Raw genomic sequence first — 26,032 nt, 5'->3', positions numbered from 1 at the left:
TCGAGCCGTACTACTCGAACAGGGCGTTGACCTGCTCGTTCGCCTCGGTCAGCGAGCTGACGTCGGCCTTGCCGCCCAGCACGTCGTCCATCGCGGCGGTCATGATCGCGTGGATGTCGGACGCGTGCTCCGTCACCGGGAAGAGGAACGTCGTGCCGTCCTCGACATGCGTGGTGAACGGCGTGACGTCGATCCCCTTCTCGGCGAAGGCCTCGGTGGCGAGCTCGGCCGAGCTCGTGATGGCCGGGAAGACGACGCCCGCCGCGCCGACGAGGTCCTGGCACTCGGCCGAGCCGAGGAACGCCACCCACTTCGCGGCGCCCTCGGGGTTGTCGGTGCCCGCCCAGACGGAGTCGGCCAGGCCGTTGAACATACTGGCGCGCTGCCCGTTCGGCCCGGTAGGCGTGGGCGCCAGGCCGACGTCGACGCCGTCGTACCCGAAGTAGGTGGAGAGCATCCAGTCGCCGTTGATGTTGATGGCCGACTTGCCGGCGCCGAAGTTGTCGTTCACCGAGGCGCCGATGGTCGTCTCCAGCGGCGGCATGTACCCCTTCTCCACGAGGGAGTACCACCAGGCGATGGTGTCCTGGAAGCGCGGGTCGTCGTAGTTGTAGTGCGTGCCCCACGGGTTCTTGTCGGTGAGGGTCCAGCCGGTCGTGGCCGCGTACATGCTCCACTCGGTCTGGCCGTTCTCGTAGCCCGCGCCGGGGATGCCGAGCCCGTAGACCGCGACGTTCTCCTTGTCGAAGCCCGGCTCGTCGCCCCGCACGCCGTTCGCGTCCACGGTGAGGCGCGCGATGGCGGCCTCGTAGCTGCCGCCGTCGTCCGGGTTCCAGTCGAGCTGCTGCATGTCCTTCTCGCTCAGCCCGGCGTCGTCGACCATCTGCTGGTTGTAGAAGATCGCGACGGTGTCCCAGTCCTTCGGCAGGCCGTAGCGCTTGCCGTCCTGCGCCACCCACAGGTCGGCGAGGCCCTCGGAGTACTGGTCGAGGTCGACGTCCTGCACGTGCTCGTCCAGCGGCATGAGCTGCCCGTTGGCGACGAATTCGGGGTACTTGGACACGTGGTCGGTGAACACGTCGGGGCCGGTGTCCGAGGAGAAGGCGGTGGTCAGCGCGGACCAGTAGTCGTCCCAGCCGCGCTGCGTGATCTTCACCGTGAGGTCGGGGTTGGCCTCATGGAAGGCGTCGGCGCACTGCTGGTACGCGGGCTGCTGGTTGGCGTCCCACAGCCAGTAGTCGATCTGGCCGGCGGCCTCGGCGGCGTCGGCGCCGCCCGAGCAGGCGGCCAGGGAGAGCGACGCGAGGGCAGCGGCACTGACACCCGCAAGCGTCCTTCTGTTCATGTCGTACGTTCCTTTCACAGGTGGTGCAGGGGCTTGGCGGGACGGGGCTACTTGATCCCCGAGAACCCGATGGAGTTGATGACCCGGCGGCCGAAGACCGCGAAGAGGATCACGATGGGCAGGGCCGCCACGAGCGACGCGGCCATGAGCCCGGCCCAGTCGGGCGCGCCCTGCGGCGTCTGGGACCGGAAGACGCCCAGCGCGACGGTGAGCACCTTGGACTCCTCCGTCTGGCCCACCAGGAGCGGCCAGAAGTAGTCGTTCCAGGAGTTGATGAAGGTGAGGATGCCGAGCGTCGTGACCGGCGCCGCCGAGATGGGCAGGATGATCCGGAAGAAGATGCGCCACGGCCTGGCGCCGTCGATCATCGCCGCCTCGTCGATCTCCCGGGGGATGCCGAGGAAGAACTGGCGCATGAAGAAGATCGCGAACGGCGTCATGAACAGGCTGGGCAGCATTACCCCGGGCAGGGTGTTGAGCAGGCCCAGCGACTTGACCGTCAGGAAGTTGGGCAGCGACGTGAAGATCGGCGGCACCAGGAGGGCGCCGAGGAACACGGCGAACCACGCGTCTCGTCCGCGCCACCGCAGGCGGGAGAAGGCGTAGGCGGCCATCGCGGAGAACAGGACCTGGAAGACCGTGATGCCCGTGGCGACCACGAGCGAGTTGCGCAGGTAGAGCCAGAAGTTCAGCGACCCGCCCGAACCGCCCTCCGCGAGCGCCTCCTCGGGGGTGGCGAGGCCGAACACGCGCTCGAACGGCCCCAGCGTGAGGTCGGCGGGCAGTAGCGAGAAGGACTGGGCGGCCAGCGCGTGGTTGTCGGACAGTGCGGTCCGCAGCATCCAGTAGAAGGGCAGCACGGTGGCCAGGACGAAGAACCACAGGACGATCCAGGCCAGCGCCCGTCCCCAGGTGATCCGTGTACGCATGTGCGCTCCGATCAGGAAAGGTCGGACTCGCCGGCGCGCAGCAGACGCATCTGCGCGAACGCCGCTCCGGCGAGGATGAGGAAGAGGACGACGGACATGGCCGAGGCGTAGCCGAAGTGGCCGCGCTCGAACGCCTGCTCGTAGATGTAGAGCTGGAGCACGCGCGAGGCGTTGCCGGGCCCGCCGGACGTGGTCACGGCCACGGTGTCGAAGACCTGGAAGGCGCCCGTGACGGTGATGACGAGCACGAGCACCAGCACGGGGCGCAGCAGCGGCAGGGTGATGCGCCAGAAGGTGCGCCACTCCCCCGCGCCGTCGACGGACGCCGCCTCGTACACGCTGCGCGGGATCATCTGCAGGCCCGCGAACACGAGCAGCGCCGTGTAGCCAAGGTGCCGCCACGTGTTGACCGCGGCGATGGTGGGGATGGTCCAGGCCTCGTCCCCGAAGAACGCCACCTTGGGCAGCCCGACGGCGTCGATCACCGCGTTGACGATGCCGATGTTGTAGTCGAGCATCCAGTACCACAGCAGCGCGACGACGACGTTGGCGATGAGGTACGGCAGCAGCAGGCTGCCGCGGATCAGCACCGACGTGGTGAGCCGGTGCATGAGCACCGCGAGGCCGACGGCGAGGACGGTCTGGAACCCGATGTTGAGCACGACGTACAGGAGCGTGACGCGGACGGCGTTCCAGAACACGTCGTCCTGCGCCATGTCGACGTAGTTCTGCAGGCCGACGAACACCGGGCTGCCGAGCACGTTGTACTCGGTGAGCGACAGGTAGGCGCCGCGCAGGGTCGGGTACAGGTAGAAGACGGCGAACCCGACGGCAGCCGGGGCGATCATCCCGAGCGCGGCCCAGAGCTCGGTCCGCGGACGGCGGCGGAGAGCCTCTGCCATCAGTGCCGGCCCTTCGTGATGGCCCAGACGCGCACGTCCTCGCCGGGGACGGCGGCCCGGAGCCGGCCGGTGGCGTGGCTCCGCTGGCCGGTCCACAGCTCGGTGACCTCGTACCGGCCCGCGCCCAGGCCGAGGTCGCGCAGGGCGACGTCGGTGGTGCGGGCCGAGGCGCCGTAGTTGAACGCCGCGACGTAGGTGGTCGCGCCGTCGCGCAGCGTGAACGTGTCGGCGGCGGTGAACCGGTCGGGGCCCGCCTGCACCGGGGCGAAGGAGCGGCCGAGCTCGGCGATCCGGTTGATCCGCGGGTTCTGCAGCAGGTCGCGCGCCCGCTGCTTGATCACGGGGTGGCCGGTCGCGGTGACGTCCTCGCTGACCTGGTAGATGCCCGTGATGACGGCGGAGGTGACGCGCGCCCGGTTCTGCCCCTCGGGCCAGATGCTCGGGTACGGGTCCTGGAGCAGGTAGGCGTTCGCGTCGCCGTCGTACTCGTAGTTGCCGAACTGGACGTGGTCGCCGTCGTTGAAGGCGTAGACCTCGTCGAGCCACCAGCCGTACGTCAGGGAGTTGAGCAGGTACTCCGTGCTCTTCTGGTACCGGTCGGGCTGGGTCGGGTGCCAGTTGTTCAGGGCGCCGTGGACGTCGCACGAGATGCGCCGGGCGTGCGCGAACTCCGAGGCGAACAGTGGCGAGATCGCCAGGTCGATGAACATGTCGTCGCCCACGTGGTCCACGACCTGCGCCATGCCCTGGCGGAACGCCTGCTGGCCGGTGTGCACCGACCCGTCGGACCAGCTGTCGGCCTCGACGTAGCCGTGGGTCAGGAAGTCGAGCTTGACGTAGCGCACGCCCAGCTCGCGGAACTTGCTCAGGGCGATCCGCGCACGGTTCTGCACGCCGGGGTTGGTCGGGTCGAGCGCCCACGCGCCGTCGATGCTCACCGGCACGCCGTTCACCTTGAGCGCCATCTCGCGGTACGTCTGGTTCTCGCACGTGTCGCACAGCTTGGTGCCGCCGATGCGCTCGTCGAGCCCCTCCTTCCAGAAGTTGGCGAACGGCTGGAAGTAGAGGGCCGGCTCCTGGCCGCGCGCCTTGACGTCCGCGACGTACTGCTCGAGCTCCGCCCAGGAGGTGTCCGGGTCCTCGAACGAGTACTCGGGCGCCAGCATCTTGTCCCAGTACGAGTCCACGCCCACGTACGGGCCGTTGGCGGACCGCGTGTTCCGGAAGGCCGGCGTCTCCTCGGCGAGGAACTCCGAGACCTCGTCCATGACGGCGGCGTCGCCACCGCGGGCGCCGAGGCCGCCCCAGCTGTTGAACCCGAACGGCGTGCCGTCCGACCACGTGCGCGACTGCGCCACCTGGGCCGCCGCGCGGCCGAACGTCTCCATGCCCTCGCGCCAGTCGGCGTAGTAGCCCACGAACATGCGCGGCGAGCTCACCGTCGCGCCGCTGACGTCGCCGTGCGGCTTGAGCTCGCGGTTGAACTGGTACCTGTTCAGGCCGTCGCCGTAGTCGTAGCTCCAGTCGGTCAGGCCCGCGGCCGCCTGCAGCCGGTCCAGCCCGCCATCGGCGTTCCCGTCGGCCACGACGCCGGACTTCCACGTGTCCCGGTCCAGCGAGCCGACCACGAGGCCGCGGCGCGAGGCGTCGTCGATGAACGAGGTGACCTCGAAGCTGCGCTGCGCGGGGGTGACGTCCTGGATGGCGGGTGTCTCGTAACGGACCCAGTGGTCGTTGTCGAAGGGGACCAGCACCATCCGGTTGTCGCCGTCGTGCCCGAGGTCCACCGAGCCGGGCCGGTCGGTCATGACCGGGACCATCATGGAGGTGGTGACCGGGCCGTCCGTGCCGGTGACGTCCAGCCGCACCGAGAACGAGCGGTCGCCGTCGAACACGAAGACCTGCCGCAGCGTGGGCAGCCCGGGCCTGGCGCAGGTGACCGTGCGCGTGCCGGTGAGCCGGCAGGCGCCGTCGTACTGCTTGGTGGTGACGAAGCCGTCGCCCAGGCGCACGCCGCTGTAGAACCCGGTCACCGCCTGGTGCCGGCCCCACCGCGCGTCGGCGGTGCCGCTGGAGAGGGAGTAGTCGACGGTGACGTCGCCACCGCGCAGCGTGACGTGCCTGCGGCCGGGGGCGGCGGGCGTCGGGTCGACCGGCACCGGGTCGGCCGCCGCCGGGTCGGTGAGCGCGTAGTCCTTCGCGGTCGCGCCCTCGACCACGACACGGTCCAGGTCGGGGCCGAGCGAACCGGCCGGCGCGGTCAGGGTGAGCCGGTTCTCGCCGGCGTGCAGGGGCAGGGTCACCGAGACGGTGCCGACCCGGTCCCAGCCGCCCGTTGACGCGACGGGCACGGCGACGGTCTCGCCGCCGTCGGGCGTCACGGTCAGGGCGCGGGTGTCGTCGCCGCTGAGGTAGTGCAGCGTGACGTCGTACGAGCCCGCCTCGGGTGCGAGGACGCCCGGCACCGACACGGTGGACGACGGGTCGATGCTGCCGACCTTGCCCCCGCCCGAGCAGGACGAGCACCCGGACCGGCTCGCGCCGTCCAGGACCACCTGCGTGGCCTCGGCCTCGATGGTTGCGGACTGCTTGGCCGCAGACGGCGGGGTGTCGGACGCGGACAGGGGCGCGGCCGTCACGGGCGCCACACCGACGGTGCCGACGACGGCGAGGGCCAGGCCCACGGCGAGCCACGAACGGGCGGCTCTGCGGGTCCGGACGGGTTCGGACTTGACTGACATGGAGGCTCCTCCGGCGACGTTGCTGGGTGCCGCACACTCAACAGTCTTTTTTTGTTGCTGTCAATTAAGTCGCCCGGCTAGAGTCGGCGCATGCCCGCCAGACCCCAGGTGCCGACGCTGAGCCCGGCCGGGACACGTGTCCTCCAGCAGCTCGTGATGACCGGCGACGCGTCGCGCACCGCCCTGGCCACTGACACGGGGCTGACGCCGGGTGCCATCACGCGTGCCGTGCGCCCGCTGCTGGAGGCGGGGCTGCTGGACGAGACCGGCGGCCGCGCGTCCACCGAGGGCGCGCTCGGCAGGCCGGCCACCGTGGTGACCGTGCGGACGGAGGCGCACCTGGCGATCGGCATCAAGGTCACGGCCGACCAGCTGTTCGGCGTGCTGTGCGACCTGCGGTGCCGCGTGCTGGACGAGCTCACCGTGCCCGTCGGCGACCACGAGCCCGAGGCCCTGGTCGCGCAGGTCGCCGACGTGGTGGAGCGGCTCCGGGCCGGCCGGCCCGAGGTCGGCAGCGTCGGCCTGGCCGTGTCCGGCGACGTCGACGCCGCCTCGGGGCACGTGGCCTACTCACCGTTCCTGGGCTGGCACGACGTGCCGCTCGGCCAGGAGGTGGCACGCCGCACCGGCCTGGCGGCCACCGTCGAGAACGACGTCCGCGCGCTCCTCACGGGTGAGCGCTGGTACGGCGTGGGGCGGGGCCTGTCCTCGCTGGCGCTGGTGACCGTCGGCACCGGCATCGGCTGCGCGCTGCTCGTCAACGGCCAGGTGGTGCACGGCAGCTTCGGCGTGGCCGGCGAGGTGGGGCACGTGCTCGTGGACCCCGAGGGCCCGCTGTGCCACTGCGGCAACCGGGGCTGCGTCGAGGCCATCGCGGGATCGGCCTCGATCCTGGAGCGCATGGCCCAGGCCGGTTTCCCCGGGCTGGGCATCGGCGACGTCGCCGAGCTCGCCCGCTCCGGCCAGCCCGACGCCGTCCGGGTGCTCGCCGACGCGGGCAGCGCCGTCGGCACCGGGATCGCGACCATCGCCAACCTGCTCGGCGCCCAGCACATCGTCATCACGGGCGAGGCCATCGGCAGCACCCCGGAGCCAGCCGACGACGAGCGAGACTACGACGTCATGGACCCGCACGTGCGCGCCGCGTTCGAGCAGCGGGCCTTCGGGTCGGCGGCCCGCTCCGCCATCGAGCTGCGCCCCCTGCGGTTCGTCGACTGGGCACGGGGCGCGGCAGCCTGCGCCGTCGAGGACTTCGTCACGCACTACGGCAGGTCGTGACGGGCGCCGTCACCGCCCGTCCGCGCCGGCGCGGAACTCCCGCTCGTACGTCTCCGCGGCCTCGTCGACCACCGACTGGTCGATGGTCGCGACGGCGGTCGTGCCGACCAGGAGCGGCTCGCAGTCCGGCCCGCGGCCCGCGATCTCGCCGGTCAGCGCCCACGGGTACCGGTCGGGCGCCAGCAGGTGGGCGTACTGGCACAGCTGCCGCGCCAGCCAGTGCTCGAGCTTCCGGTCCCACCACGGCTCGGGCGTCAGCGGGTTGACGCTGAGCCCGGGCAGCAGGCAGCCGCTCTCGTGGTCCCGGCTCACCGTGGCGGCGTCGGCCACCGGTCCCCCGCTGAACCGCACGTAGAGCGGCGACACCGCCTCGACGAGCTCCGCCACCTCGGCGAGCGAGCGCAGGTGCGGCACACCGGGCAGCATCAGGCGCTCCCCGCCGTCCGGAAGCGCAGGCCCAGATGATCCACGGTGGCGGGCAGCGGGTCCCGGCCCAGGTACCGCCCGCGGGCCACGCGCAGGTCCCGCGTCGCCAGCCGCGCCAGCAGGTGGCTCGCGACCAGGAGCACCACGTTCCGGCCGGGGCACGCGGCCGGCCCGCCGCTGAACGGGACGAGCCCCCAGTCGCCGTCGTTGCGGCCGTCCAGCCACGCCTCCGGGACGAACGCGTCGGCGTGCGGCCGCGCGGCCGGGTCGCGGTGGAAGAACGAGCTGACGACGACGAACCCCGTGTGTGCGGGCAGGGTCCGCCGGCCCCAGATCGTCGGGCCGGTGGACTCGCGCAGCACCACGAACGTCGTCGGCCACAGGCGTACCGACTCCAGCACGCAGGCCCGCGCGTAGGGCAGGAGCGCCGGGCCCTGCCCGGCCTGCCACGACGCAGCCGAACCGCCCTGGCCCGCCTCCGCGAGCACGCGCTCGCGGACCTCGGGCCGGGCGGCGACGATCGCCAGCGCCCGCAGGGTCGCCGCCCCGGCGGCGTCGAACGCGAAGAGCCAGTGCGGCACCTGACCCACCGCCGTCGCGGGGCCGCTCCGGTGGGCCGCTTCGGCGAGCGAGCCGGGCTCGGGCGCACGCAGGTAGGACGCGATCCGGCGGTCCAGCTCCTCGCGGAGCCGCGTGCGCCTGGGGTGCAGCCACGACCAGTTCGCGTCACGCCGCAGGGTGTTGAGGATCGCCACGAGCTCACGGTCCCCGCGGGCCTTCGTGCCGAGCACGACCTCCAGCACGATGCCCCACCACGCCTCGTGGAAGGCGTACGCGTCGAACCGCCCCGTCGCGTCGAGCTGCCCGGTCAGCTCCACCACGCCGCGGCGCACGGCGTCCACGAAGGCGGCGCCGTCGCCGTGCACCGGCTGGTCCATCTGCAGCGCGTGCTCGTTGAACGGCCGCCGGTGCCAGCGCTCGGTGGTGGACGAGATGAGCACGCCCTCGGGCTGGAAGTGCGCGAGCGCGCCCCGCTTCTCCTTGGTGGCCGGAGAGAAGGGCTCCGGCGAGTCCTCGAGCAGGCGGCGTACGTCCTCCCGCTCGGTGACCACGACGAACCGCCGCGGCCCGACGCCGAAGGCGAGCGGGGCGCGGTCGTGCCGTTCCCGCAGCCCGCCCAGGACGGCGCGTGCGGTGCGGTCCGCCTGGTGCCGTTCCGCCCACGCGGTCGCACGCGGCCGGCGGATGATCGCGCCCTGGGCGACCAGCGGCGCGAGCACCCGGCCGACGACGCGTGCGGCCTCTCCCGGGCTCAGGTCCACGGGCGTGCGGTGGGCGGGCGTAGGCATGCGCGTGCGGTGGGCGGGCGTGCGGGCCGCGGACGTCGAGGTCATGACCGACTCAGCGGTTCGGCGGTTCCTCGGAGATGTCCGCGAGCGCCGACGACGGGTCGCGCTCGACGGCGAGGTCACCGATCGAGACGATGCCGACTGCCGTGTCGCCGTCCATCACCGGTACGCGCCGCACCGCGGCGTCGCGCATCACCTCGACGGCGGTGGCGACGGGGTCGCCGGGGCCGACTGTCACGAGCTGGTCGCTCGCGATCTCGCCGACCGTCGCGTCGAGGCCGCGTCCTTCGGCGAGGCCGCGGACCACGATGTCCCGGTCGGTGATGATGCCCACGATCCTGGACTCGGACTCGACGATCAGCGCACCGACGTCTCCCGAGGCCATCGCGCGGGCGGCTGCCTCGATCGTGTCCGTCGTGTCGACGCTGGTCGGCGCTGGGGTCATGACATCTGCGACTCTCTGAACCATGTCGCACTCCTCCCTCGGTAGGGCCGACGGCGGGCTGCTTCACCGACATGTCCACCATGCCCCGGTGGCATTTCGCTCGCATGCCGGCTGTGAGGGCTGGCTAGCTGGGCGGCGGCGGGACCGGCTGGGCCGCGAGCGCCGTCGCGACCGCGTGCAGGTTGTGCGCCATGAGGCGCCCGGTGCTGTGCGACCACTCGTGGCCGTGCTCGGTCTGGGGGTACTCGTCGCCGGGGCCGGGGCCCTGGTTCCAGTAGGTCCAGGCCTGGCCGGGGATCGTGTACCCGATGTCGGCCAGCGCCCCGTTGATCTCGGAGATGACGTGGTGCGCGCCGTCCTCGTTGCCCGTGACGACGACTCCGGCCACCCGGTTGTAGGCGACGGGGGTGCCGTCGTCGGCGGTCTCGGAGATCATCGCGTCCATGCGTTCGAGCATGCGCTGGGCCATGGACGAGGGGTGTCCCACCCAGGTGGGGGTGACGACGACGAGGATCTGGGATTCGAGGAGCCGGTCGTGCACGCGGGGCCAGTCGTCGCCCTCCCCCAGGTCGGTCTGTACCCCGGGCAGGACGTCGAGGTCGGCGAGCCGGACGTGCTCGACGGTGACGCCGCGCTCCCGGAGGGCGTCGGCGACGACCGCGGCGAGCGACTCCGTGTTGGACGGTGCCGGGGACTTCTTGAGCGTGCAGCTGATGAACAGGGCTTTCATGGGATCTCCTGGTCGGGTCGGATGGATATGGACGGGTGGTCAGAGGCGCAGCGCGTCGGCGCCGCGGGCGAGGTTGACGATGAGGGCTCCGGCGACGAAGTAGTCCTGCTCGGAGGAGCGCTGGGCCGTGCGGACGACCTCGCGGAGCTCTTCCACGGAGCGGTCGAGCCCGGCGACGGCGTCGGCCGCCTCGTCCCGGGCCGCTCCGGCCGCCGGCCGGTCCGCGACGTCCCGGGTGACGGCGGCGCGCAGGGCGGTCGCGAACGCCCGCAGGGTGGCGGCGAACTCGGGCCTGAGCCGCTGCCCGAGCGCCACCTCGTCGCGCCCGTCCCGCTCCCACTCGACGAGCAGGCGCACTATCTCGTCGACCACCTCGGCCGACGTGCCGAGCGCGCCGGCGCGGCGGGTCTGGGACGCCACCCAGTACTCGTTGCGCTTGTATCGCACGCGCAGGTTGGCCCGCGACGCCTCCCGCGTCTGGGCGATGGCGGCGCGTGCGCCCTCGACGGTCGGGAAGAGCTGCTGGCGGCGGCGCTCCCACTCGTCGGGATCCAGCGTCCCCCTGTCCTCGAGCCAGTTCGCCAGCAGCTCCACCTGGTCGGCCATCCCGTCGCGCAGCCGGCCGAGCGCCAGCTCCGAAGGGGTGAGCGGCAGCGGCGGGAGAAGCAGGTTGACGGCGATCCCTATCGACGCGCCGACGAGGATCAGCCCGACGTACGAGCCGATGAACTCCATGCCGTCGCCGTCGCCGCCGTTCCCGAGGATGAGCACGAAGATCGACGACATGACGGTCCAGCTGCCCATGTCGCCGAAGATCCGCCAGCCCACGCACAGCAGGGCCAGGCCCACCACCATCGCCAGCTCCACCAGCCCGGGCAGCGGCAGCAGGTGCACGGTCCGGGCGATGAGCGCGCCGACCAGTACCGCGGCGACCGACTGGAGGGAGTCGCGCACCGAGCGCACCACCGTGCTGGTGGTGGCGAGCACGGCGCCGAGCGGCGCGTAGTACGGGTACTGGGCGAACGGTTCGGGCGCGAGGAGCCCGACGAACCAGGCGAGGCTGGCCGCGAGCGCACCCTTGGCGGCCAGCGACCAGCGCGGGTGGCTCAGCCAGGCGCGGTGCACGGCCGAGAGCGCGCCGGCCGGGCGGACCACCGCCAGCGGGAGCCGTGAGTCGACCATCTCCCGGGCCTGCGCGGCGCTCAGTCGTTCGGCGCCGCGTCGGAGATCTCGGCCAGCGCCGAGAACGGGTCGCGTTCGATCGCGAGGTCGCCGATCGAGATGATGCCCACCGTGTCGTCGCCGTCCATCACGGGAATGCGCCGGACGGCGGCGACCCGCATGAGCTCGACCGCTGTCTCCACGGGGACGCCGGGGCCTATCGAGAGCAGCTCCTCGCTCGCCACCTCCCCGACCATCGCCTCGAGGCCGAGCCCCTCGGCCAGGCCGCGGACCACGAGGTCCCGGTCGGTGACGATGCCGACGGTGGTGTTCCCCGCCTGCACGACCAGCGCGCCCACGTCCTGGGCCGCCATCGTCCGGGCGGCTGTCTCAAGCGTCTCGGACATGCCGATCGTGGTCGGTGCCGGGGTCATGACGTCCGCGACTGTCTGCTGAGCCATGTCTCGCTCCTTCCCTCGGTTCTGCTTGCCGGGCGTTCTTCACCGTGTCGTGCCGGTGCCCAGCTCGCATCCCGGGGCGGTCAGCCCAGCGGCTTCTCGAAGTACAGCTCCGCATACGGGTTGTCCTGGCTGTACGGCGCGATCTCGCGGTAACCGGCCCGGCCGTACATCGTGATCGCCTCGGTCAGCGCCCCGTTGGTGTCCAGCACGATGCGGGAGCAGCCCAGGCTCAGCGCCTCGCTCTCCAGCCGCCGGAGCAGCCGCGTGCCGAGGCCCGCGCCGCGCCAGCTCGACGCGACCCACATCCGCTTGATCTCGCCCGTCTCCGCGTCGAGCCTCCGCACCCCGCCGCAGGCCACGGGGACGCCGTCGCTGGTCGCGACCACGAAGGCGCCGCCAGGCGCCCGCAGCGCGTCGGCGCCCTGCTGGTGCGGGTCGGGCACGAACCCGCCCGAGAAGCGACGGTCGAGCTCGGCGTAGTACTCCCCCAGCGCAGCGGTAGCCGCTTCGCTCACCGGGTCCACGACGCGCAGGTGCACGGTCGCCGCGCGGATCAGCAGGTCGGCGGTGCCGAGCGCCTCGTCCAGCCGGGCGCGCTGCCGCTCGGTGAGCGGTTCGAGCAGCGTGCGCGCCTTCTGCTCGGAGCGCTCGTCCAGCTCGCGGTACGCCGTCCGCCCGACGGCGGTGAGCCGCACGGTCCGCCGACGCCGGTCGGCCGGGTCGGGGCGCACCTCGACGAGCCCGTCGTCGCTCAGCCGGGACAGGAGCCGGGTCAGGTAGCCCGAGTCCAGGTCGAGGCGCTCGCGCAGCTCCCGGACCGCCGCGCCGTCGGGCCCCACCTCGAAGAGGAGGCGTGACGCGCCGAGCGGCCGGCCCGTGCCGAGGAACGACTCCTCCAGGGCGCCGATGCGCTGGGTGTAGCTGCGGTTGAAGCGACGGACGGTTTCGACGAGGGTCACATCTCTGACTTTAGTCAGAGATTGTGGCGACCGGAACCGGCTGCCCGTTACACCAGGCTGCCGGTGCAGATGCGCATGATCCGCCCACTGCTCACCGGCTCGCCGTAGACACGGACCTCGTCGATCGCTCCGTTCCAGTGATCGGACGGCGACCCGTCGACCTGAGAGCGACCCACCTGCACCGAGCCGCTCGCCACCCACGGCGAACCCGTGTACGCGGCAGTCCCGGACTCCGGGTCGACGACCGGGATGCCGGCGCCCTCCGGGTCGCGCCCGTCGGGGTCAACGGGTACGGGACACACCGACAGACGCAGCTCGTTCGTCGACGTGGTGAACACCCCGGTGAGGTGTACCCACTCGCCGGCGGCCACCGGTCGATCGGACGTGGCCAGCACCGAGCCGCCGCCGTCACCGGTGTACATCCGGAAGCCCCAGCAGGTCTGCAGCCCGTCGGGGCAGCCGTCCCCGGCCGAGAGCCGCTCCAGCCGGAACCCCGAACCGACCTCGCCGTCCTGGCTGACCACGGTCTGCGAGCCCGATGTGAGGTCGTCGGCCCGCACGAACGCCGAGGCGCTGAACCCCGAGCCGTCGAACATCCTCACCAGCGGTCCGGCCGTGGACGCCGCATCCGCAGGGGTTCCGTCGAACGTCAGCGCCTGGTCGTCCGGGCGCACCTGGTTCAGCGCGAACGGCCCCGGTGCGCGGCCCACGCCCTCCGACAGCCGCAAGGCGTTTCCTGACGCAGTCGCGTCAGGTGTGTAGACGTCGGTAGATCCTGGGATCGGTTCGAACTGGTCCATGTGCCAGCTCGCCGGTGACGCGGGGAAGTCCACCGTCGCCACCGGGCTGAACTCGGCGGCGCCGCCGTGGGCCTGCGCGGTGCCGGCCATCGCGGGCGCAGCCACGGTCGCCGCCAGGGAGCCTGCCAGGAGCAGAGCGAGTGCCGCACCGGCCGCCCGCCGCGACCGCAGGACCGTTCCGGGAACACGCGATGCGCCACCCGACAGGACGCTTCTGGCTACAGCTCGGACACTCATCACAGGGCCTCCCGACCGACGCGCGACAGTTCGCCAGCAAACGGCGGGGACCGCACCGCTGCGGGCCATGCCGTCGAGCTGTTTGCCCCGTGAGCCTTGTCCACGGCAATGCGCTGGTCAACGTGGACAAATGTCCAGGTCAGATGAGTCGAACCGGCATGGCGGCCGTCGGTGATGCGCGAGCAAGGCGATTGACCATGTTTTGTGCGGGCGAATCTTGACCCCTGGGTAGAGATTCACCCGGATCGCAACTTCACCCCCGGTCAGCACGGAGCCTCGCTGACCGGGCGCAGCCCTCAAGTGGGGCAATGAGCGGCGGCCCTCTCTCAGTTCGGCTAAGTGGACGCCCCCGTCCGTTAGCGTCGCCGGCGCAGGGACCACGAACAGAACAACGGAGACGAACGATGCGAGCAGTGACTATCGAGCGATTCGGCGACCCGAGCGGCATGACGGTGACGGACATCCCAGTCCCGGTTCCCGGGTCAGGGCAGCTCGTGATCGAGACCCAGGCGATCGGGGTGGGCGGGGTCGACGCCGTCATCCGGCGCGGCACCATCACCGGCTACGGCTTCACCGAAGGCCTGATCCCGGGCGGCGAGGTCGCGGGCACGGTGACCGCCGTCGGGGCGGACGTCGACGGGTCGTGGCTGGGTCGCCGGGTATGGGCGTTCACTGGTGGCACCGGCGGCTACGTCGAGCACGCGGTCGTCAGGGTGGGCGACGTCGTCGCGCTTCCCGAGGAGCTGTCGTCGATCGACGCGGTGGCCTTCGGCAGCTCGGCGCCCGTGGCGCACTTTGCGCTCGCCCACGCGCACTTCGTGTCCGGGGAGTCCGTGCTCGTGCGCGGCGCGGCGGGGAGCATAGGCATCGCGGCCGTGGAGCTCGCGGCACGGGGCGGCGCGAGCGCGGTGGCGGTGACGACGTCGTCGGCCGAGCGCGGCAGCCGCCTGCGCGATCTCGGGGCGACACACGTGCTCGACCGCTCCGGCAGCGGGGACCCGGACGCCCCCGCGTCGTTCGACGTGGTCATCAACATCGTCGGCGGACCGGACACTCCCGAGTTCCTGGACCGGCTCGCGCCGAACGGGCGGCTGGTCCTGGTCGGAGCGGTCGCCGGGTTCCCGTCGCCCGACTTCGGCGCTCGGCTCCTGAGCACGTTCCAGCAGTCCCGCTCGGTCGCGACGTTCAGCCTCGACACGGTGCCGGCGACGGCGCTGGACGCCGCCCGGACCGAGCTGTTCGCCGCCGCCGTGCGTGGCGAGCTGCATGCCGTCGTGCACGACGTGCTGCCCCTGACCCAGGCGGCCGAGGCGCACCGACAGATGGATGCGGGCACGGTGTTCGGGCGGATCGTGCTGGTGCCCTGACGCCGAGCAGCTATCGCGCGGATCCTGGATGTACCCAGGAGAGATCTGCGGGTCTGGCGCGCCGAGATGGCCGACGGCCTGGGCCCGTCTTCGTGGCTGGCCGGTAGGTGATCGCGCCTCGATCTGGACCGGCATGACAGCCGATCGAGTAGCGGCTCCGCGGGACACGCCCGGGTGGGCCCATGCCGACGGCAGGGGTCCATCCGGGTGCGCCGTCCGCGCCCTGGACCCTCACGGGACGTGGCGGCTCCGGCGCGACAGCGACATAGGTGTGCCCCGTCGGCGTAACCGTCTCGACCGCGTGCCGGCCGTCGACCTCGGTGGCCTTCTGTCTCCACCCCGGCGCCTGCTTCGCGTGATTGCAGCGCGCACACAGGCCCTGGCCGTTGCCCAGGCTGGTCCGACCGCCCTCGGCGAACGGCGTCACGTGGTCGATGTGCCGCACCGGGGCGTCGCACCAGGACGTGGCGCAGATGCCCTGCTCACGAGCGCGAAGCAGCGCGGAAAGGCCCGGCGGGTGGAACCGGGACACCGACGTGGTCGCCAGCAGGCGACCCCGGGGATCGACATAGATCGAGCGGAGCCAGGCCGCGTCGGCGTCGATCCCGTGCGCGGCGAGCTCGCGAGCGACCGGCGCCGGGACCGCGCCCACCCCCGAGGGAGCCCCCTCTACGACGACTGCCGGTTCCTCGCCACCGGCGAGCAGCGTCTGGTCGGAGACCAGCAGGTTGATCGTGACGGGCACCTCGTCGGCCTTGCCCGGCTCACGGCCGGCCACCCGCTCGATCAGGGTGTCCGCCATGATCTGGCCGGCACCCCGCTCGTCGCCGGCCGCCTTCGCCGCGTCGGCATGGGCCTTGAGCTGCGCGTACGCCTGCACGCCCTGCTGCATCGGCACCAGCGCGGTCAGGTAGACCATCAGATCGGGCGCCGGGCGCACGGAGACACGTCGCTCCGACACTGCCTTCGCGTTCCGCTTCACGCAGGCGTGCACGTCGAGCTCTCCCGCCAGCTCCTTGATCTGCGCGACCAGCCGCCGGGTGCCCGTCCGAGCAAGCGCGGCCAGGTTCGCGGGCCCGCAGATCTGCTCGTCGATCTGCGCCCGGTGCTCCGCCAACAGGTGCGCGGTCTCGCGCACCATGAGCGTCGCGCGCCACTGCGAGAGCACGCCGGTACGCAGCGCGTCGAAGGTGTGCGGCATATCGGTGATCCACGCCCGAGCCGTACCCAGGAACGCCCCTCCCGCATGCGGGCTGAGCCGCATCGCCGGACCCACCTGGTTCGGCACGCCGCGACCCCGCCGCTCGGCCCGGACGCCCTGCCTCGCCTCGTCCGCCTTCGTGGCCTCCTCCAGTGCCACCGCCAGCCGGCCTTGGGTGGCCGTCACCGTGTTCTTCACGGCCTCCAGCTCACCGAGCAGGTCCACCCACTCCGCCTGCGCCCCCTTCGAGACGGACGACGCCGTGTCGGTACCGCCTGGCAGGATCATGCCGGCCAGCACCTCGCGCAGCGCCCGGACATCGGCCGCGCGTAGCACCGCACCGCCAGAGGGCAGCACCGGCCCGCGAGGCTGGTCGCCCGCTCCAGGTACACCTCCGGCTGATTGTCATGCCATCAACATATGGCACACACGTTCGCATCGCGCGCCGAACGATGCCCCGTACGCCACCAGCAGAAACCGAACGCCACCACCACCCGTCCAGCCACCGCGATCACACGTGACCGGCAGCCGCCGTCGCGCCCGGCGCGTCCCCGGTGCGGTGGCGGGAGCGGTAGGCCGAGACCTTGACCCGGTTGCCGCACGTCCGCATGGCGCACCACTCGCGCCGGTGACCGCGGGACCGGTCGAGGTAGACCTGCGTGCACTCGGGCCGGCCGCACTCGCGCAGCAGTGCCGCGTCCGGGCCGCCCAGGATCTCGACGGCCTCGCGGGCCACCGTGGCCAGCCCCTGCGCGGCGGTGCCCGAGCGCCGCGTGCCGCCCGGGCCGAGCCGCAGCACCACGGGCGCCTGCGCGGCATGCCGGTTCAGGACGGCGACGTCGCCGCCGTCGACGTCGAGGGGGCGCCCCGCGATCCGCGCCTCGACGAGCGAGTACACCGACTCGCGCAGCTCGAGCGCCGCGGCAAGGTCCGCTTCGTCGGCGCCGGGCGCGCCGTCGAACATCCCTGACTCCACGAACCAGTCGTCGAGCAGCTCGGGCGTGCCGAGCTTCTCGGCCGGGAGCGGGTTGCGGCGGGCGCGCAGCGTGCCCAGGAAGTCGAGGGCGAGCGTCCCGCAGGGGAAGGCGTGGTTCACGTAACCATTCTGACCGGTGACCGGTGTGACACACAAGTCCCTGTAACCAGTTTGACGGGTTACACGTCCTGTGCCACAGTTCCTGTCATCGCAGTAACCGTTCAGAGTGGTTACTCAGACCAAGGAGCCCGACCATGACCGCCGTCCGCTTTCACCTCGACTCCTCGCTCGCCCCCGCAGCCGCCATGCGGGTGCTGACCGACTTCAACCCGGTTCGTGCCGAGGCCTGGCCGAGCATCGATGCCGAGCACTTCACGGTCCACGCCCAGGGAGACACCTGGGCCGAGGTGACCGAGGGCACGGCGTCCGCCTGGGAGCGCGCCCGCTACGAGTGGGACGACGAGCGCGGCCGGGTCGACATCACGACACTCGACTCGAAGGTGTTCGGACCCGGCGGCGGCTGGGTCTTCCAGGTCTCCCCCGCAGGGGACGGCAGCCGGATCGACGTCGAGCTGACCCGCCGACCCCAGACCCTCCAGCGCAAGCTGCTCGCAGCCCTGCTGCCCCTCGTCGGCCCCGCCTCGCTCAGCAGGTCCTTCGCGGCCCCGCTGCGCGCTCGGTGACCCGCCCGGCACGACCATCCCGCACCGCCCCTACCAGCACCAGAACCGGAGAGAACACCATGGAGCTCAAGCTCGAGGTAGTCGTCCTGCCCGTCTCGGACGTGGACCGCGCCAAGGCCTTCTACGAGGGGCTCGGCTGGCGGCACGACGCCGACTTCTCGACCGAGCGCGGCCTGCGCGTCGTCCAGCTCACCCCGCCGGGATCGCCGGCGTCGATCATCTTCGGCGAGCACCTGACGGACGCCGCCCCCGGCTCCGTGCGGGGCCTGCACCTGATCGTCACGGACCTCGCCACGGCACGCGCCGAGCTCAAGGAACGCGGCGCCGACGTCAGCGAGATCTGGCACGACGAGGACGGCGTCTTCCACTGGGCCGGCACCGCGCACCGCGTCCCGGGTCCGCACCCGGAGCACGACAGCTACGCGTCCTTCGCCTCGTTCGCCGACCCGGACGGCAACGAGTGGGTGCTCCAGCAGGTCGTCGACCGCCTCCCCGGCCGCTGACGACCCGGACGACGGAGACCGCCATGCAGAAGAACCCCGCAGCGGACGAGATCCTGGTCGGCCTGCTCAAGCAGGCCGCCGCCGCGCACGGCGTCCACGAGCAGGAGGAGCTGGGCGGCGTCTACGACGAGGCCTGGCCCGAGTGGTACGCCGTGCACATGGCTCGCGCCCTGGCGGAGCAGGGCTACCGCCTGGTCCCGGCCACCGACGCACCCACCCCCGACGCACAAGAAAGGAGACGGTCATGAGCCCCTCTGATCGCCGGACCCGGGCGGCCGCCGCCGACTCCCACGCGCTCGACCGCTACGAGAAGATGCTCGGATCGGCCCCGCCGGCCGTGGTCGAGGGGGTGCATGCCCGGGCCTTCGAGCGGCTGAGCCCCGAGCAGCGCGCCGCTGTCTTCGACCGGCTCAGCGCGGCCGCGAGCGCCGACGAGCGCCCCGCCGACGCCTCTCCGGCCGCGCTGGCCCGGTCGGCGTCGCACGCGGAGGCCCGCGAGCGGGGCGCGGTGTCCCGGATGCTCGGGACGGACGCACCCGGCGCTGCGCTCAGCAGCGCCGTCGGTGCGGCGATCCTCGGCGCCGTCGCGGCCTACGCCGCGTCGTCGGTGGTCTGGGAGGCCTGGGCCGCGGACGGCGACGAGGAGAGTACGTTCGGTGGTGGCGGGATCGGGGGCTTCGACTTCTGAGCCGGCGCGGTCAGGCTGACGCGCTCCGTCGGCCCGCATCCCTGCCGCCCATCAGGGCGAGCACGGCGATCACCCCGCACAGCGCCGCGGTGGTCAGCAGGCCGGCGGAGAAGCTCGTCCCTGCGGCGATGAACCCGACCACCAGCGAGCCGAGCCCGGTCCCGGCGTCGAACCCGATGTTCCAGACGGCGGAGGCGACGCTGCGGTCGCGGTCGGGCACGGCGGCGAAGGCGGCGACCAGGGTCAGGTTCTGCAGGCTGCCGTAGGCGATGCCGACGATGGTCATGCCCGCCACCAGGACGCCGGCCCCCGGGCCGCCGCCGGACAGGGACCAGGCGCACAGGGCCAGGCCGCCCGCACAGAGGACGAGCAGCGGCGGGACGAACCTGCGCGGCCCGAACCGGTCCGCCGGCCCGCCGACCAGCCAGCGGGACAGGGCCGCCGCGGCCGTGAAGCCCAGCAGGCCGAGCACGGCGACCGCCGCCCCGTGCCGGAACTGCGGGGCGAACGTGAGCAGCGCCCCGCCAGGAGTGGTGACGGCGAGCAGGACGAGCGAGGGCAGGACGAGCGCCAGCAGCACCCTCCCCCGCGCCTGCCGCGGTTCGGCGTCCGCCGCGTCCCGGGCGGCGTCCTGCCGTGCGACGGCGTCGAGCCGGCGGCCCAGGGCCGCCGCAAAGGGCACGGCGAGCGCGGGCAGCGCGCCGAACCCGAACACCACCCGGAAGTCGACCGACTCGGCGATCCAGGCGGCGCTCGGCACGAGCAGCAGCTGGGGGACGGCGACGGCGAGCCCGTAGACGCCGATCGCCCGCCCGCGCCGGGAGGCGTCGACCAGCTCGGCGATGGCGCTCGCGCCGCAGACCGTCACGATGGCGAACCCCGCACCCCGGACGGCGGACACCGCCAGGATCCCGGCGAGCTGGTCCGTGAGCAGCAGCCCGAACGAGGGCAGGCCGAGCAGCAGCACCCCGGCGACGAGCGTGGTGCGCCAGCCCCACCGGCGCAGCGCCCACGGCACCGTCGTCTGGAAGGCGACGGTCGCGAGCATCAGGACGGCGTTGACCAGCCCGGCACCGCCCTCGTCGGCGCCGCCACGAATGGCCCACAGGGGCGCCGTCGGCAGCAGGAGGGCGTAGCCGGCGAAGCCGAGCAGCGATACCCCGAGCAGTGCCGGCATCCCGGGGGTCCGCAGGATGGGCTGTTGCTGCTCGGTCGGGGCGTGGCTCACGTGAACTCACCCTACGAGGTCGGCCGGGCTCCCACTCTCAGTCGCTCAGCCGACGGTAGCGCTGCAGGCGGGCGAAGCCCTTGGCATCCGACCGGGCGGACGGCGCCACCGCCCGCTCCAGGCGTTCCCGCACGTATTCGACGTCGAGGTGCATGCCGATAGCGACGAGCTCGCCCGTGCCGGCCATGGCGTCACCCGCCGCACCGCCGACCCGGCGGCTGGCCACGTGCACCGACCGGCCCACGACGTTGACGACGTACCCACGCAGGCTCCGGCCGGTGTCGACGACCACCCGGCCCTTGATCCGGTACGCGCCGGGCGGCGGGTCCTCGAGCAGGTCGACCAGCAGCCCGGGGCTGACCGGCCCGGACGCGGTGACCGTCACGGCGTCCGCGTGCTGGTGGTCGTGCTCGCGGCCGTCGCGCAGGAGCGCCGCGAGCGGGAGCTGGTCGGGCGGGTCCTCGGCGGATGCGGCGTCGTAGACCAGGGCGGGGTCGACGCGCCCGTGCGAGGTGCGCACGACCTGGGCCGCCGGGTTGCGCTCGCGCACGCGGGCCTCGATGCGCGCGAGCGTCCGCTCGCTGTCCTCCGCGGACAGGCGGTCCGTCTTGTTCACGACGACGAGCGACGTGACCGAGTACCGCGCGGGCGCGTCGCCGCCACGGTCGACGGTGCCGAAGTGCTCGACGGCGTCGACCACGTCGACCACTCCCCCGGGCCGCACCCGATCGACGCCGCTGAACCGGATCATGCGGGACAGCGTCACGGGGTCCGCGATGCCGCTGGCCTCCACGATGACGACGTCCAGCCCGAGCCGCGGATGGGTGAGCTTCTCGAGCGCGTCGTCGAGCCCGCCGGCGTCCTCCAGGCAGCACAGGCAGCCCCCGGCGATCGACTCCGGCTCGTCGATCTGGCCCGTGACCAGGCCGGCGTCGACGTTGACGGCGCCGAAGTCGTTGACCACCACACCGACCCGTGCACCGGGCTGCTGCAGGAGGTGGTTGAGCAGCGTCGTCTTGCCCGCGCCGAGGTGCCCGGTCAGTACCACCACGGGCACGCGCTGGGACACAACAGTCCTGCTCATCGCGCCTCTCTCCCCGATTCGACGGCGGTCCGACAGCGGTCCGACGGCGCCCGCACGCCGCCCGGCTGATGATAACCGTTCTCAGCATCGGGTTCGCCCCACGAAGCCCTTGTCGCCCATGGCCGGACCGTGTAGACCGGGACCACATCGGTCCGACACGTCGGACCCACCGGAGCGGGGAGCGGGATGCGGGCAGTCGTGTACGACGAGTACGGGCCGCCGGACGTACTGCGCGTCGAGGAGATCCCGAAGCCGGTTCCGGGACCGGACCAGGTGCTCGTCGAGGTCGCGGCGACCTCGATCAACCTCTCCGACTGGGAAGCGTTGCACGGGACGCCGGCCTACGCGCGGTTCGGCGGGCTGCGCAGGCCGGGTCGGCGGGTCCTGGGCTCGGACATCGCCGGCCGGGTCGAGTCCGTCGGCTCCGCGGTCACGCGGTTCCGGACCGGCGACCTGGTGTACGGCGACAACCTCGCGCTCATGGGCGGCTTCGCCGACTACGCGGTGGCGCCCGAGTCGGCCCTCGCCCACAAGCCGGCGGGCCTGACGTTCGCCGAGGCGTCGACGCTGCCGCAGGCCGGCCCGATCGCGATCCAGGGCACCGCGGCAGCCGGCCCGAGCCGGCGGGTGCTGATCAACGGCGCCGGCGGCGGCTCGGGATCGTTCGCGATCCAGCTCGCCAAGGAGGCCGGCGCCCACGTGACCGCCGTCGACAATGCCGGCAAGCTCGACTTCATGCGGTCCCTCGGCGCCGACCGCGTCATCGACCACCGCAGCGAGGACTACACCCGGACCGGACCGTACGACCTCATCCTCGACCTCGTCGCTCACCGGTCCGTGTTCGCCTACCGCCGCGCTCTGGCGCGCGGTGGCCGGTACCTGTGCGTCGGCGGACCCGTGCGGACGCTGCTGAGGATCCTCACGGTCGGCACAGCCGCCGGTCTGCTGACCGGCCGCCGGATCCAGGTCATGGCCGTGCGCCTGGGCCCCAAGTACTTCGAGCCGCTGGCCGACCTGTGCCTCGCCGGGCAGATCGACATCCACATCGACCGCACCTTCCCGCTCGACGAGGTGCCCCGGGCGCTGGCCTTCCACGGCGAAGGGCACGCCCTCGGCAAGGTGGTCATCGACATCGCGGGCCACGCGCGGGAGGCGTGAGCGGTCGCGGTCCGGGCGGATCAGCCCTCCGGACGCCGCGCGACGGCCCAGCGGAAGGCGTTCATGAGCCGGTAGCCGCCGTCCGGCTGGCGGAACGGTGCGGCGGCACCGACCACGACGGGCGCGAGGTCCGCGATCGTCGACTCCCCCTCGCCGAAGAGGATCCCGCGCACCAGGTCCGTGTCGCCGCGCGCTGTCCACGCGACCGGTACGACGCCGCCGTCGAGCACGTCCCAGCCCGCGCCGCCCAGCACGCCGGCGAGCCCGCCCTCGACGCGCAGCGGGCCGTCCTGGGGCGGTTCCTCGTCGTCGGCCGCGGCGAGCGCGGCGTTGATCGCGTCCAGGTCGTTCCGCGCGCGTTCGGCCCACCCCGCCAGGCCGACGACGCCGCCCGGCACCAGCACGCGGGCGGCCTCCGCCAGTGCGGCGTCCGGGTCCTCGGCGAGCTGGAACGCGTTCACGGCGAGCACCGCGTCGAAGACGCCGTCGTCGAACGGCAGCTCCTCGAAGTCGCCGAGCCGGACGTCGGCACCGACCGCCCGCGCCCGGGCGAGCTCGGCCATCCGCGGCGCCGGGTCGACGCCGCTGGGCACCGCGCCCCGGTCCTGGAGGTGTTCCAGCAGCTCGCCGCTGCCGCAGCCGACGTCGAGCACTCGCGTGCCGCGCCCGATCCCGGCGGTGCGCAGCAGCGGCTCCCACGCGGGCCGCGCGAACGTGCCCCAGTACCGGCCCCAGTCGTCGGCGACGGCGGACCAGGGATCATCCGGGCGGGTCGACTGCATGCCCGGAGATTATCCGACCGCGGTAGACACGTCAGCGCAGCTCCCGCGCCACCTCGCGCAGCACCGCCACCACGGCCTCGACGCCCGCGGGGCGCTCCGGCCGCGTGACGGCGACCGCGGCCCGGCCGAGCCAGGCCGGGTCGTCCACCTGGACCGTCACGACGTCAGCGGGGATCGCGGGGGCGGCGATCTCGGGCAGGGTGGTGATGCCCAGCCCCGCGGCGACCAGGCCGAGCCGCGCGTGCCACTCGCGGGCCGTGTACGCCACCCTCGGTTCGAGCAGGGTGGGCCAGGCCCCGAACTGCGGTTCGCCGCGCAGCCCACTGCCGACTATCCACTCCTCCTCGGCCAGCTCCGTCACCGAGACCCGTCCGCGGTCGGCGAACCGGTGCCCCGTCGGCACCGCCACCAGGGAGCGTCCGTCGACGAGGTGGTCGCGCCTCAGCCCGTCCAGGTCGTACGCGGGCAGGTCGGCGCCGACGCCGATCACGGCGACGTCGATGCGCCCCGCCCGGAGCTGGCGCAGCTGGGCCGGGGTGGACGCCTCCTGGAGGTCGACCGTCAGACCCGGGTGCTGCCGCCGCACGACCGCCACGGCCCGCGGCGCGAGCACCCACGTCGCCGTCGGGAACGCGCCGACCACCACCCGGCCCGCGAGCCGGTCCGCGAGCCCCGCGAGGTCCTTGCCGACGGCGTCCAGCTCGGCGAGCACGGTCGCGGCCCGGCGGGCGACCAGCGCCCCGGCCGGCGTCGGCACGACGCCGCGCGCCCCGCGCACGAACAGCGGCGCGCCCGCGGCGGCCTCCGCCGCCGCGACCTGACGGGACACGGCCGACTGGGTGTAGCCCAGCAGGTCGGCCGTCGCGGTGAACGATCCGGTGCCGACGACGGCGTGCACGACCCGCAGGGCGGTGACGGTGAGCTCAGCCATGGGGCCATCATTAGCCATGCGGCGAGCGCATGTCTCGTGTGCGAAAGAGTCGCTGGTGGAATGGGTTGCCGAGTCGCACGATGGAGACATGGAGAACAAGACATGGTTCATCACCGGAACGTCCACGGGCCTCGGCCGCGAGTGGGCCGAGGCCGCACTCGAACGCGGTGACCGCGTCGCCGCCACCGCCCGCGACACCAGCACGCTGGAGCCGCTGAGCAGCAAGTACGGCGACGCCGTCCTGCCCATCGCCCTCGACGTCACCGACCGCACCGCGGTGCTCGACGCCGTCACCCGCGCCGCCGAGCACCTCGGCCGGCTCGACGTGGTCGTCAACAACGCCGGGTACGGGCACATCGGCCTGGTCGAGGAGGTCACCGAGCCCGAGCTCCGCGCCCAGCTCGAGACCAACTTCTTCGGCACGGTCTGGGTCACCCAGGCGGTCCTGCCGATCCTGCGCGCACAGCGGTCCGGGAGGATCCTCCAGGTCACGAGCGAGGGCGGCGTCCGCGCCTACCCCGGCTTCGGCGCGTACCACGCGTCCAAGTGGGCGGTAGAGGGCCTGTCCGAGGCGCTGGCCCAGGAGGTGGCGGCGTTCGGCATCCACGTCACCAACGTCGAGCCCGGACCCTACGCCACGGGGTTCGCCACCGCGGCGCACGTCAGCGCCCCGAACCCCGACTACGACGAGGTCCGCGAGGCGACCGCCCCCGACTTCCAGGTCGGCGACCCGCACGCGACCCGGGCCGCGCTGCTCCGGATCGCCGACGCCGAGCAGCCCCCGCTGCACGTCCTGCTCGGCAGGACCTTCGCCGAGGTCGAGCAGATCTACGCCGAGCGCCTGCGCACGTGGCGCGAGTGGGAGCCGGTGGCGCTGGCGGCGTTCGGGGCCTGAGACTTGCGGCATGCACGACACGTTCGCGGGACCAGCGCTCGACGCCGGGCTGTGGGTGCCCCACTACCTGCCGCACTGGACGACGCCGGAGCGGTCGGCCGCCAGGTACGACCTCGTGCCCGGCGGCCTCCGGCTGCGGATCGACCACGACCAGCCGGCCTGGCGGCCCGAGGACGGCGAGATGCGGGTCTCCAACCTCCAGACCGGCAGCTGGGCCGGCCCGGTGGGCGGCACGCGGGGCCAGCACCGGCACCGGCCGGACGGCCTGGTCGTGCGGACTGCCACGCCGACACGGCGGCTGTGGACGCCGTCGTCCGGCGAGGTCGAGGTGGTCGTGAGCGCCTCACCGGACCCCACCTGCATGGTGGGCGTCTGGCTCGTCGGGTTCGAGGAGAGCTCGCCCGACGACTCCGGGGAGATCTGCCTCGCCGAGCTGTTCGGCGACCAGGTCGGCCCGGGCGGTTCGACGGTGCGGCTCGGGATCAAGGCGCACCACGACCCACGCCTGCGGACCGACCTGGCCGACGTCCGACTCCCTCTGGACGCCACCACCCCGCACACCTACGCCGCGCACTGGGACGCCACGGGTGTGCGCCTGCTCGTCGACGGCGACACCGTCTGGACGTCGGACCAGGTCCTGGCCTATCCCCTGCAGCTCATGATCGACCTGTTCGAGTTCCCCGCCGGGCCACGGGACCCCGGCCACTACCCGAGGACCGCCGTGGTCCGGTCGGTGACCGGGACCGACGCCCCGTGAGCCGTCGCGTCCCGGA

At 72.9% G+C, this 26,032-nt stretch carries 27 protein-coding genes; 9 read left to right on the top strand and 18 right to left on the bottom strand.

Features of this window, described 5'->3' with window-relative positions; genetic code table 11:
• Positions 1–10: 10 nt before the first annotated feature.
• From ACNYC2_RS06150 to ACNYC2_RS06135, 4 genes are read right to left on the bottom strand one after another with little or no spacing between them, the layout of a single operon-like run.
• A complete protein-coding gene (locus ACNYC2_RS06150; protein WP_419706178.1) occupies positions 11–1,345 on the bottom strand; it encodes an ABC transporter substrate-binding protein in 1,335 nt (444 codons plus the stop codon).
• Between the two features lie 47 nt (positions 1,346–1,392).
• Positions 1,393–2,274, bottom strand: coding sequence for a carbohydrate ABC transporter permease (locus ACNYC2_RS06145; protein ID WP_419706177.1), 882 nt, complete (start codon positions 2,272–2,274; stop codon positions 1,393–1,395).
• Between the two features lie 11 nt (positions 2,275–2,285).
• Positions 2,286–3,176, bottom strand: a complete 891-nt coding sequence (locus tag ACNYC2_RS06140; protein ID WP_419706176.1) for a carbohydrate ABC transporter permease — start codon at positions 3,174–3,176, stop codon at positions 2,286–2,288.
• Positions 3,176–5,917: a carbohydrate-binding protein gene (locus ACNYC2_RS06135; RefSeq protein WP_419706175.1), complete on the bottom strand. Its 2,742-nt coding sequence runs from the start codon at positions 5,915–5,917 to the stop codon at positions 3,176–3,178. Before ACNYC2_RS06135 ends, ACNYC2_RS06140 begins: the two co-directional genes overlap by 1 nt.
• A gap of 90 nt (positions 5,918–6,007) precedes the next feature.
• Between ACNYC2_RS06135 and ACNYC2_RS06130 the strand changes: the two genes are divergently transcribed.
• Positions 6,008–7,195, top strand: a complete 1,188-nt coding sequence (locus ACNYC2_RS06130; RefSeq protein ID WP_419706174.1) for an ROK family protein — start codon at positions 6,008–6,010, stop codon at positions 7,193–7,195.
• A 9-nt stretch (positions 7,196–7,204) separates the two neighbouring features.
• Here ACNYC2_RS06130 and ACNYC2_RS06125 read toward each other — a convergent pair whose 3' ends face one another.
• The 8 genes from ACNYC2_RS06125 to ACNYC2_RS06090 form a co-directional block, all read right to left on the bottom strand.
• Positions 7,205–7,621, bottom strand: a complete 417-nt coding sequence (locus tag ACNYC2_RS06125) for a DUF6098 family protein (protein WP_419706173.1) — start codon at positions 7,619–7,621, stop codon at positions 7,205–7,207.
• A complete protein-coding gene (locus ACNYC2_RS06120; RefSeq protein WP_419706172.1) occupies positions 7,621–9,015 on the bottom strand; it encodes a cytochrome P450 in 1,395 nt (464 codons plus the stop codon). The genes ACNYC2_RS06125 and ACNYC2_RS06120 overlap by 1 nt, the downstream gene beginning before the upstream one ends.
• A gap of 7 nt (positions 9,016–9,022) precedes the next feature.
• Positions 9,023–9,439, bottom strand: coding sequence for a CBS domain-containing protein (locus ACNYC2_RS06115; protein WP_419706171.1), 417 nt, complete (start codon positions 9,437–9,439; stop codon positions 9,023–9,025).
• Between the two features lie 100 nt (positions 9,440–9,539).
• The gene (locus tag ACNYC2_RS06110) at positions 9,540–10,145 is read right to left on the bottom strand and encodes a flavodoxin family protein (RefSeq protein ID WP_419706170.1); all 606 of its coding nucleotides are present in this window, start codon (positions 10,143–10,145) and stop codon (positions 9,540–9,542) included.
• A gap of 39 nt (positions 10,146–10,184) precedes the next feature.
• A complete protein-coding gene (locus ACNYC2_RS06105; protein ID WP_419706169.1) occupies positions 10,185–11,327 on the bottom strand; it encodes an FUSC family protein in 1,143 nt (380 codons plus the stop codon).
• Between the two features lie 20 nt (positions 11,328–11,347).
• The gene (locus ACNYC2_RS06100; RefSeq protein WP_419706168.1) at positions 11,348–11,767 is read right to left on the bottom strand and encodes a CBS domain-containing protein; all 420 of its coding nucleotides are present in this window, start codon (positions 11,765–11,767) and stop codon (positions 11,348–11,350) included.
• Between the two features lie 80 nt (positions 11,768–11,847).
• Positions 11,848–12,726 (bottom strand): bifunctional helix-turn-helix transcriptional regulator/GNAT family N-acetyltransferase, encoded by an 879-nt coding sequence (locus tag ACNYC2_RS06095; protein ID WP_419706167.1) that lies wholly within the window; start codon positions 12,724–12,726, stop codon positions 11,848–11,850.
• A 47-nt stretch (positions 12,727–12,773) separates the two neighbouring features.
• A complete protein-coding gene (locus ACNYC2_RS06090; protein WP_419706166.1) occupies positions 12,774–13,763 on the bottom strand; it encodes a LamG domain-containing protein in 990 nt (329 codons plus the stop codon).
• A 494-nt stretch (positions 13,764–14,257) separates the two neighbouring features.
• On the opposite strand from ACNYC2_RS06090, the gene ACNYC2_RS06085 reads away from it, so the two are divergent.
• On the top strand, positions 14,258–15,130 hold the full coding sequence (locus ACNYC2_RS06085) for a zinc-binding dehydrogenase (protein ID WP_419706165.1): 873 nt from the start codon (positions 14,258–14,260) through the stop codon (positions 15,128–15,130).
• Positions 15,131–15,140: 10 nt separating this feature from the next.
• Here the strand turns inward: ACNYC2_RS06085 and ACNYC2_RS06080 are convergent, their stop codons facing one another.
• On the bottom strand, positions 15,141–16,619 hold the full coding sequence (locus tag ACNYC2_RS06080) for an HNH endonuclease (protein ID WP_419707785.1): 1,479 nt from the start codon (positions 16,617–16,619) through the stop codon (positions 15,141–15,143).
• 223 nt (positions 16,620–16,842) lie between these two features.
• Positions 16,843–17,427: a CGNR zinc finger domain-containing protein gene (locus tag ACNYC2_RS06075; protein ID WP_419706164.1), complete on the bottom strand. Its 585-nt coding sequence runs from the start codon at positions 17,425–17,427 to the stop codon at positions 16,843–16,845.
• 134 nt (positions 17,428–17,561) lie between these two features.
• On the opposite strand from ACNYC2_RS06075, the gene ACNYC2_RS06070 reads away from it, so the two are divergent.
• Genes ACNYC2_RS06070 through ACNYC2_RS06055 form a run of 4 tightly spaced genes read left to right on the top strand, consistent with a single transcriptional unit; the run spans position 17,562 to position 19,181 of the window.
• Entirely contained in the window at positions 17,562–17,990 is a 429-nt protein-coding gene (locus tag ACNYC2_RS06070) for a hypothetical protein (RefSeq protein ID WP_419706163.1), read from the top strand.
• Between the two features lie 59 nt (positions 17,991–18,049).
• Positions 18,050–18,493 (top strand): VOC family protein, encoded by a 444-nt coding sequence (locus tag ACNYC2_RS06065; RefSeq protein ID WP_419706162.1) that lies wholly within the window; start codon positions 18,050–18,052, stop codon positions 18,491–18,493.
• 23 nt (positions 18,494–18,516) lie between these two features.
• Positions 18,517–18,741: a hypothetical protein gene (locus ACNYC2_RS06060; RefSeq protein WP_419706161.1), complete on the top strand. Its 225-nt coding sequence runs from the start codon at positions 18,517–18,519 to the stop codon at positions 18,739–18,741.
• Positions 18,738–19,181: a hypothetical protein gene (locus tag ACNYC2_RS06055; protein ID WP_419706160.1), complete on the top strand. Its 444-nt coding sequence runs from the start codon at positions 18,738–18,740 to the stop codon at positions 19,179–19,181. The genes ACNYC2_RS06060 and ACNYC2_RS06055 overlap by 4 nt, the downstream gene beginning before the upstream one ends.
• Before the next feature lie 10 nt (positions 19,182–19,191).
• Here ACNYC2_RS06055 and ACNYC2_RS06050 read toward each other — a convergent pair whose 3' ends face one another.
• Positions 19,192–20,409 carry an MFS transporter gene (locus tag ACNYC2_RS06050; protein ID WP_419706159.1) on the bottom strand — a complete coding sequence of 406 codons (1,218 nt, stop codon included), beginning with the start codon at positions 20,407–20,409 and terminating at the stop codon, positions 19,192–19,194.
• A 37-nt stretch (positions 20,410–20,446) separates the two neighbouring features.
• Positions 20,447–21,493 carry a CobW family GTP-binding protein gene (locus ACNYC2_RS06045; RefSeq protein ID WP_419706158.1) on the bottom strand — a complete coding sequence of 349 codons (1,047 nt, stop codon included), beginning with the start codon at positions 21,491–21,493 and terminating at the stop codon, positions 20,447–20,449.
• Between the two features lie 186 nt (positions 21,494–21,679).
• Here ACNYC2_RS06045 and ACNYC2_RS06040 point away from each other — a divergent pair, with 186 nt between their 5' ends.
• Positions 21,680–22,651 carry an NAD(P)-dependent alcohol dehydrogenase gene (locus ACNYC2_RS06040; protein WP_419706157.1) on the top strand — a complete coding sequence of 324 codons (972 nt, stop codon included), beginning with the start codon at positions 21,680–21,682 and terminating at the stop codon, positions 22,649–22,651.
• A 20-nt stretch (positions 22,652–22,671) separates the two neighbouring features.
• Here the strand turns inward: ACNYC2_RS06040 and ACNYC2_RS06035 are convergent, their stop codons facing one another.
• Positions 22,672–23,433, bottom strand: a complete 762-nt coding sequence (locus ACNYC2_RS06035) for a class I SAM-dependent methyltransferase (RefSeq protein ID WP_419706156.1) — start codon at positions 23,431–23,433, stop codon at positions 22,672–22,674.
• Positions 23,434–23,464: 31 nt separating this feature from the next.
• Positions 23,465–24,364 (bottom strand): LysR family transcriptional regulator, encoded by a 900-nt coding sequence (locus ACNYC2_RS06030; protein ID WP_419706155.1) that lies wholly within the window; start codon positions 24,362–24,364, stop codon positions 23,465–23,467.
• 88 nt (positions 24,365–24,452) lie between these two features.
• On the opposite strand from ACNYC2_RS06030, the gene ACNYC2_RS06025 reads away from it, so the two are divergent.
• Positions 24,453–25,259, top strand: coding sequence for an SDR family NAD(P)-dependent oxidoreductase (locus tag ACNYC2_RS06025; RefSeq protein WP_419706154.1), 807 nt, complete (start codon positions 24,453–24,455; stop codon positions 25,257–25,259).
• Between the two features lie 10 nt (positions 25,260–25,269).
• Positions 25,270–26,016, top strand: coding sequence for a glycoside hydrolase family 16 protein (locus ACNYC2_RS06020; protein ID WP_419706153.1), 747 nt, complete (start codon positions 25,270–25,272; stop codon positions 26,014–26,016).
• Positions 26,017–26,032: the final 16 nt, after the last annotated feature.

Source organism: Promicromonospora sp. NFX87, from assembly GCF_048564965.1.
Lineage (GTDB): Bacteria > Actinomycetota > Actinomycetes > Actinomycetales > Cellulomonadaceae > Promicromonospora.
The sequence above is the reverse complement of the archived record's forward strand: the minus strand, read 5'-3'. Positions and strand labels throughout refer to the sequence as shown.

Coding starts and splice junctions, on each gene's coding strand:
- ACNYC2_RS06150 (WP_419706178.1), bottom strand. CDS start 1,345: ATGAACAGAAGGACGCTTGCGGGTGTCAGTGCCGCTGCCCTCGCGTCG.
- ACNYC2_RS06145 (WP_419706177.1), bottom strand. CDS start 2,274: ATGCGTACACGGATCACCTGGGGACGGGCGCTGGCCTGGATCGTCCTG.
- ACNYC2_RS06140 (WP_419706176.1), bottom strand. CDS start 3,176: ATGGCAGAGGCTCTCCGCCGCCGTCCGCGGACCGAGCTCTGGGCCGCG.
- ACNYC2_RS06135 (WP_419706175.1), bottom strand. CDS start 5,917: ATGTCAGTCAAGTCCGAACCCGTCCGGACCCGCAGAGCCGCCCGTTCG.
- ACNYC2_RS06130 (WP_419706174.1), top strand. CDS start 6,008: ATGCCCGCCAGACCCCAGGTGCCGACGCTGAGCCCGGCCGGGACACGT.
- ACNYC2_RS06125 (WP_419706173.1), bottom strand. CDS start 7,621: ATGCTGCCCGGTGTGCCGCACCTGCGCTCGCTCGCCGAGGTGGCGGAG.
- ACNYC2_RS06120 (WP_419706172.1), bottom strand. CDS start 9,015: ATGACCTCGACGTCCGCGGCCCGCACGCCCGCCCACCGCACGCGCATG.
- ACNYC2_RS06115 (WP_419706171.1), bottom strand. CDS start 9,439: ATGGTTCAGAGAGTCGCAGATGTCATGACCCCAGCGCCGACCAGCGTC.
- ACNYC2_RS06110 (WP_419706170.1), bottom strand. CDS start 10,145: ATGAAAGCCCTGTTCATCAGCTGCACGCTCAAGAAGTCCCCGGCACCG.
- ACNYC2_RS06105 (WP_419706169.1), bottom strand. CDS start 11,327: ATGGTCGACTCACGGCTCCCGCTGGCGGTGGTCCGCCCGGCCGGCGCG.
- ACNYC2_RS06100 (WP_419706168.1), bottom strand. CDS start 11,767: ATGGCTCAGCAGACAGTCGCGGACGTCATGACCCCGGCACCGACCACG.
- ACNYC2_RS06090 (WP_419706166.1), bottom strand. CDS start 13,763: ATGAGTGTCCGAGCTGTAGCCAGAAGCGTCCTGTCGGGTGGCGCATCG.
- ACNYC2_RS06080 (WP_419707785.1), bottom strand. CDS start 16,619: ATGATCCTGCCAGGCGGTACCGACACGGCGTCGTCCGTCTCGAAGGGG.
- ACNYC2_RS06070 (WP_419706163.1), top strand. CDS start 17,562: ATGACCGCCGTCCGCTTTCACCTCGACTCCTCGCTCGCCCCCGCAGCC.
- ACNYC2_RS06065 (WP_419706162.1), top strand. CDS start 18,050: ATGGAGCTCAAGCTCGAGGTAGTCGTCCTGCCCGTCTCGGACGTGGAC.
- ACNYC2_RS06060 (WP_419706161.1), top strand. CDS start 18,517: ATGCAGAAGAACCCCGCAGCGGACGAGATCCTGGTCGGCCTGCTCAAG.
- ACNYC2_RS06055 (WP_419706160.1), top strand. CDS start 18,738: ATGAGCCCCTCTGATCGCCGGACCCGGGCGGCCGCCGCCGACTCCCAC.
- ACNYC2_RS06045 (WP_419706158.1), bottom strand. CDS start 21,493: ATGAGCAGGACTGTTGTGTCCCAGCGCGTGCCCGTGGTGGTACTGACC.
- ACNYC2_RS06040 (WP_419706157.1), top strand. CDS start 21,680: ATGCGGGCAGTCGTGTACGACGAGTACGGGCCGCCGGACGTACTGCGC.
- ACNYC2_RS06035 (WP_419706156.1), bottom strand. CDS start 23,433: ATGCAGTCGACCCGCCCGGATGATCCCTGGTCCGCCGTCGCCGACGAC.
- ACNYC2_RS06030 (WP_419706155.1), bottom strand. CDS start 24,364: ATGGCTGAGCTCACCGTCACCGCCCTGCGGGTCGTGCACGCCGTCGTC.
- ACNYC2_RS06025 (WP_419706154.1), top strand. CDS start 24,453: ATGGAGAACAAGACATGGTTCATCACCGGAACGTCCACGGGCCTCGGC.
- ACNYC2_RS06020 (WP_419706153.1), top strand. CDS start 25,270: ATGCACGACACGTTCGCGGGACCAGCGCTCGACGCCGGGCTGTGGGTG.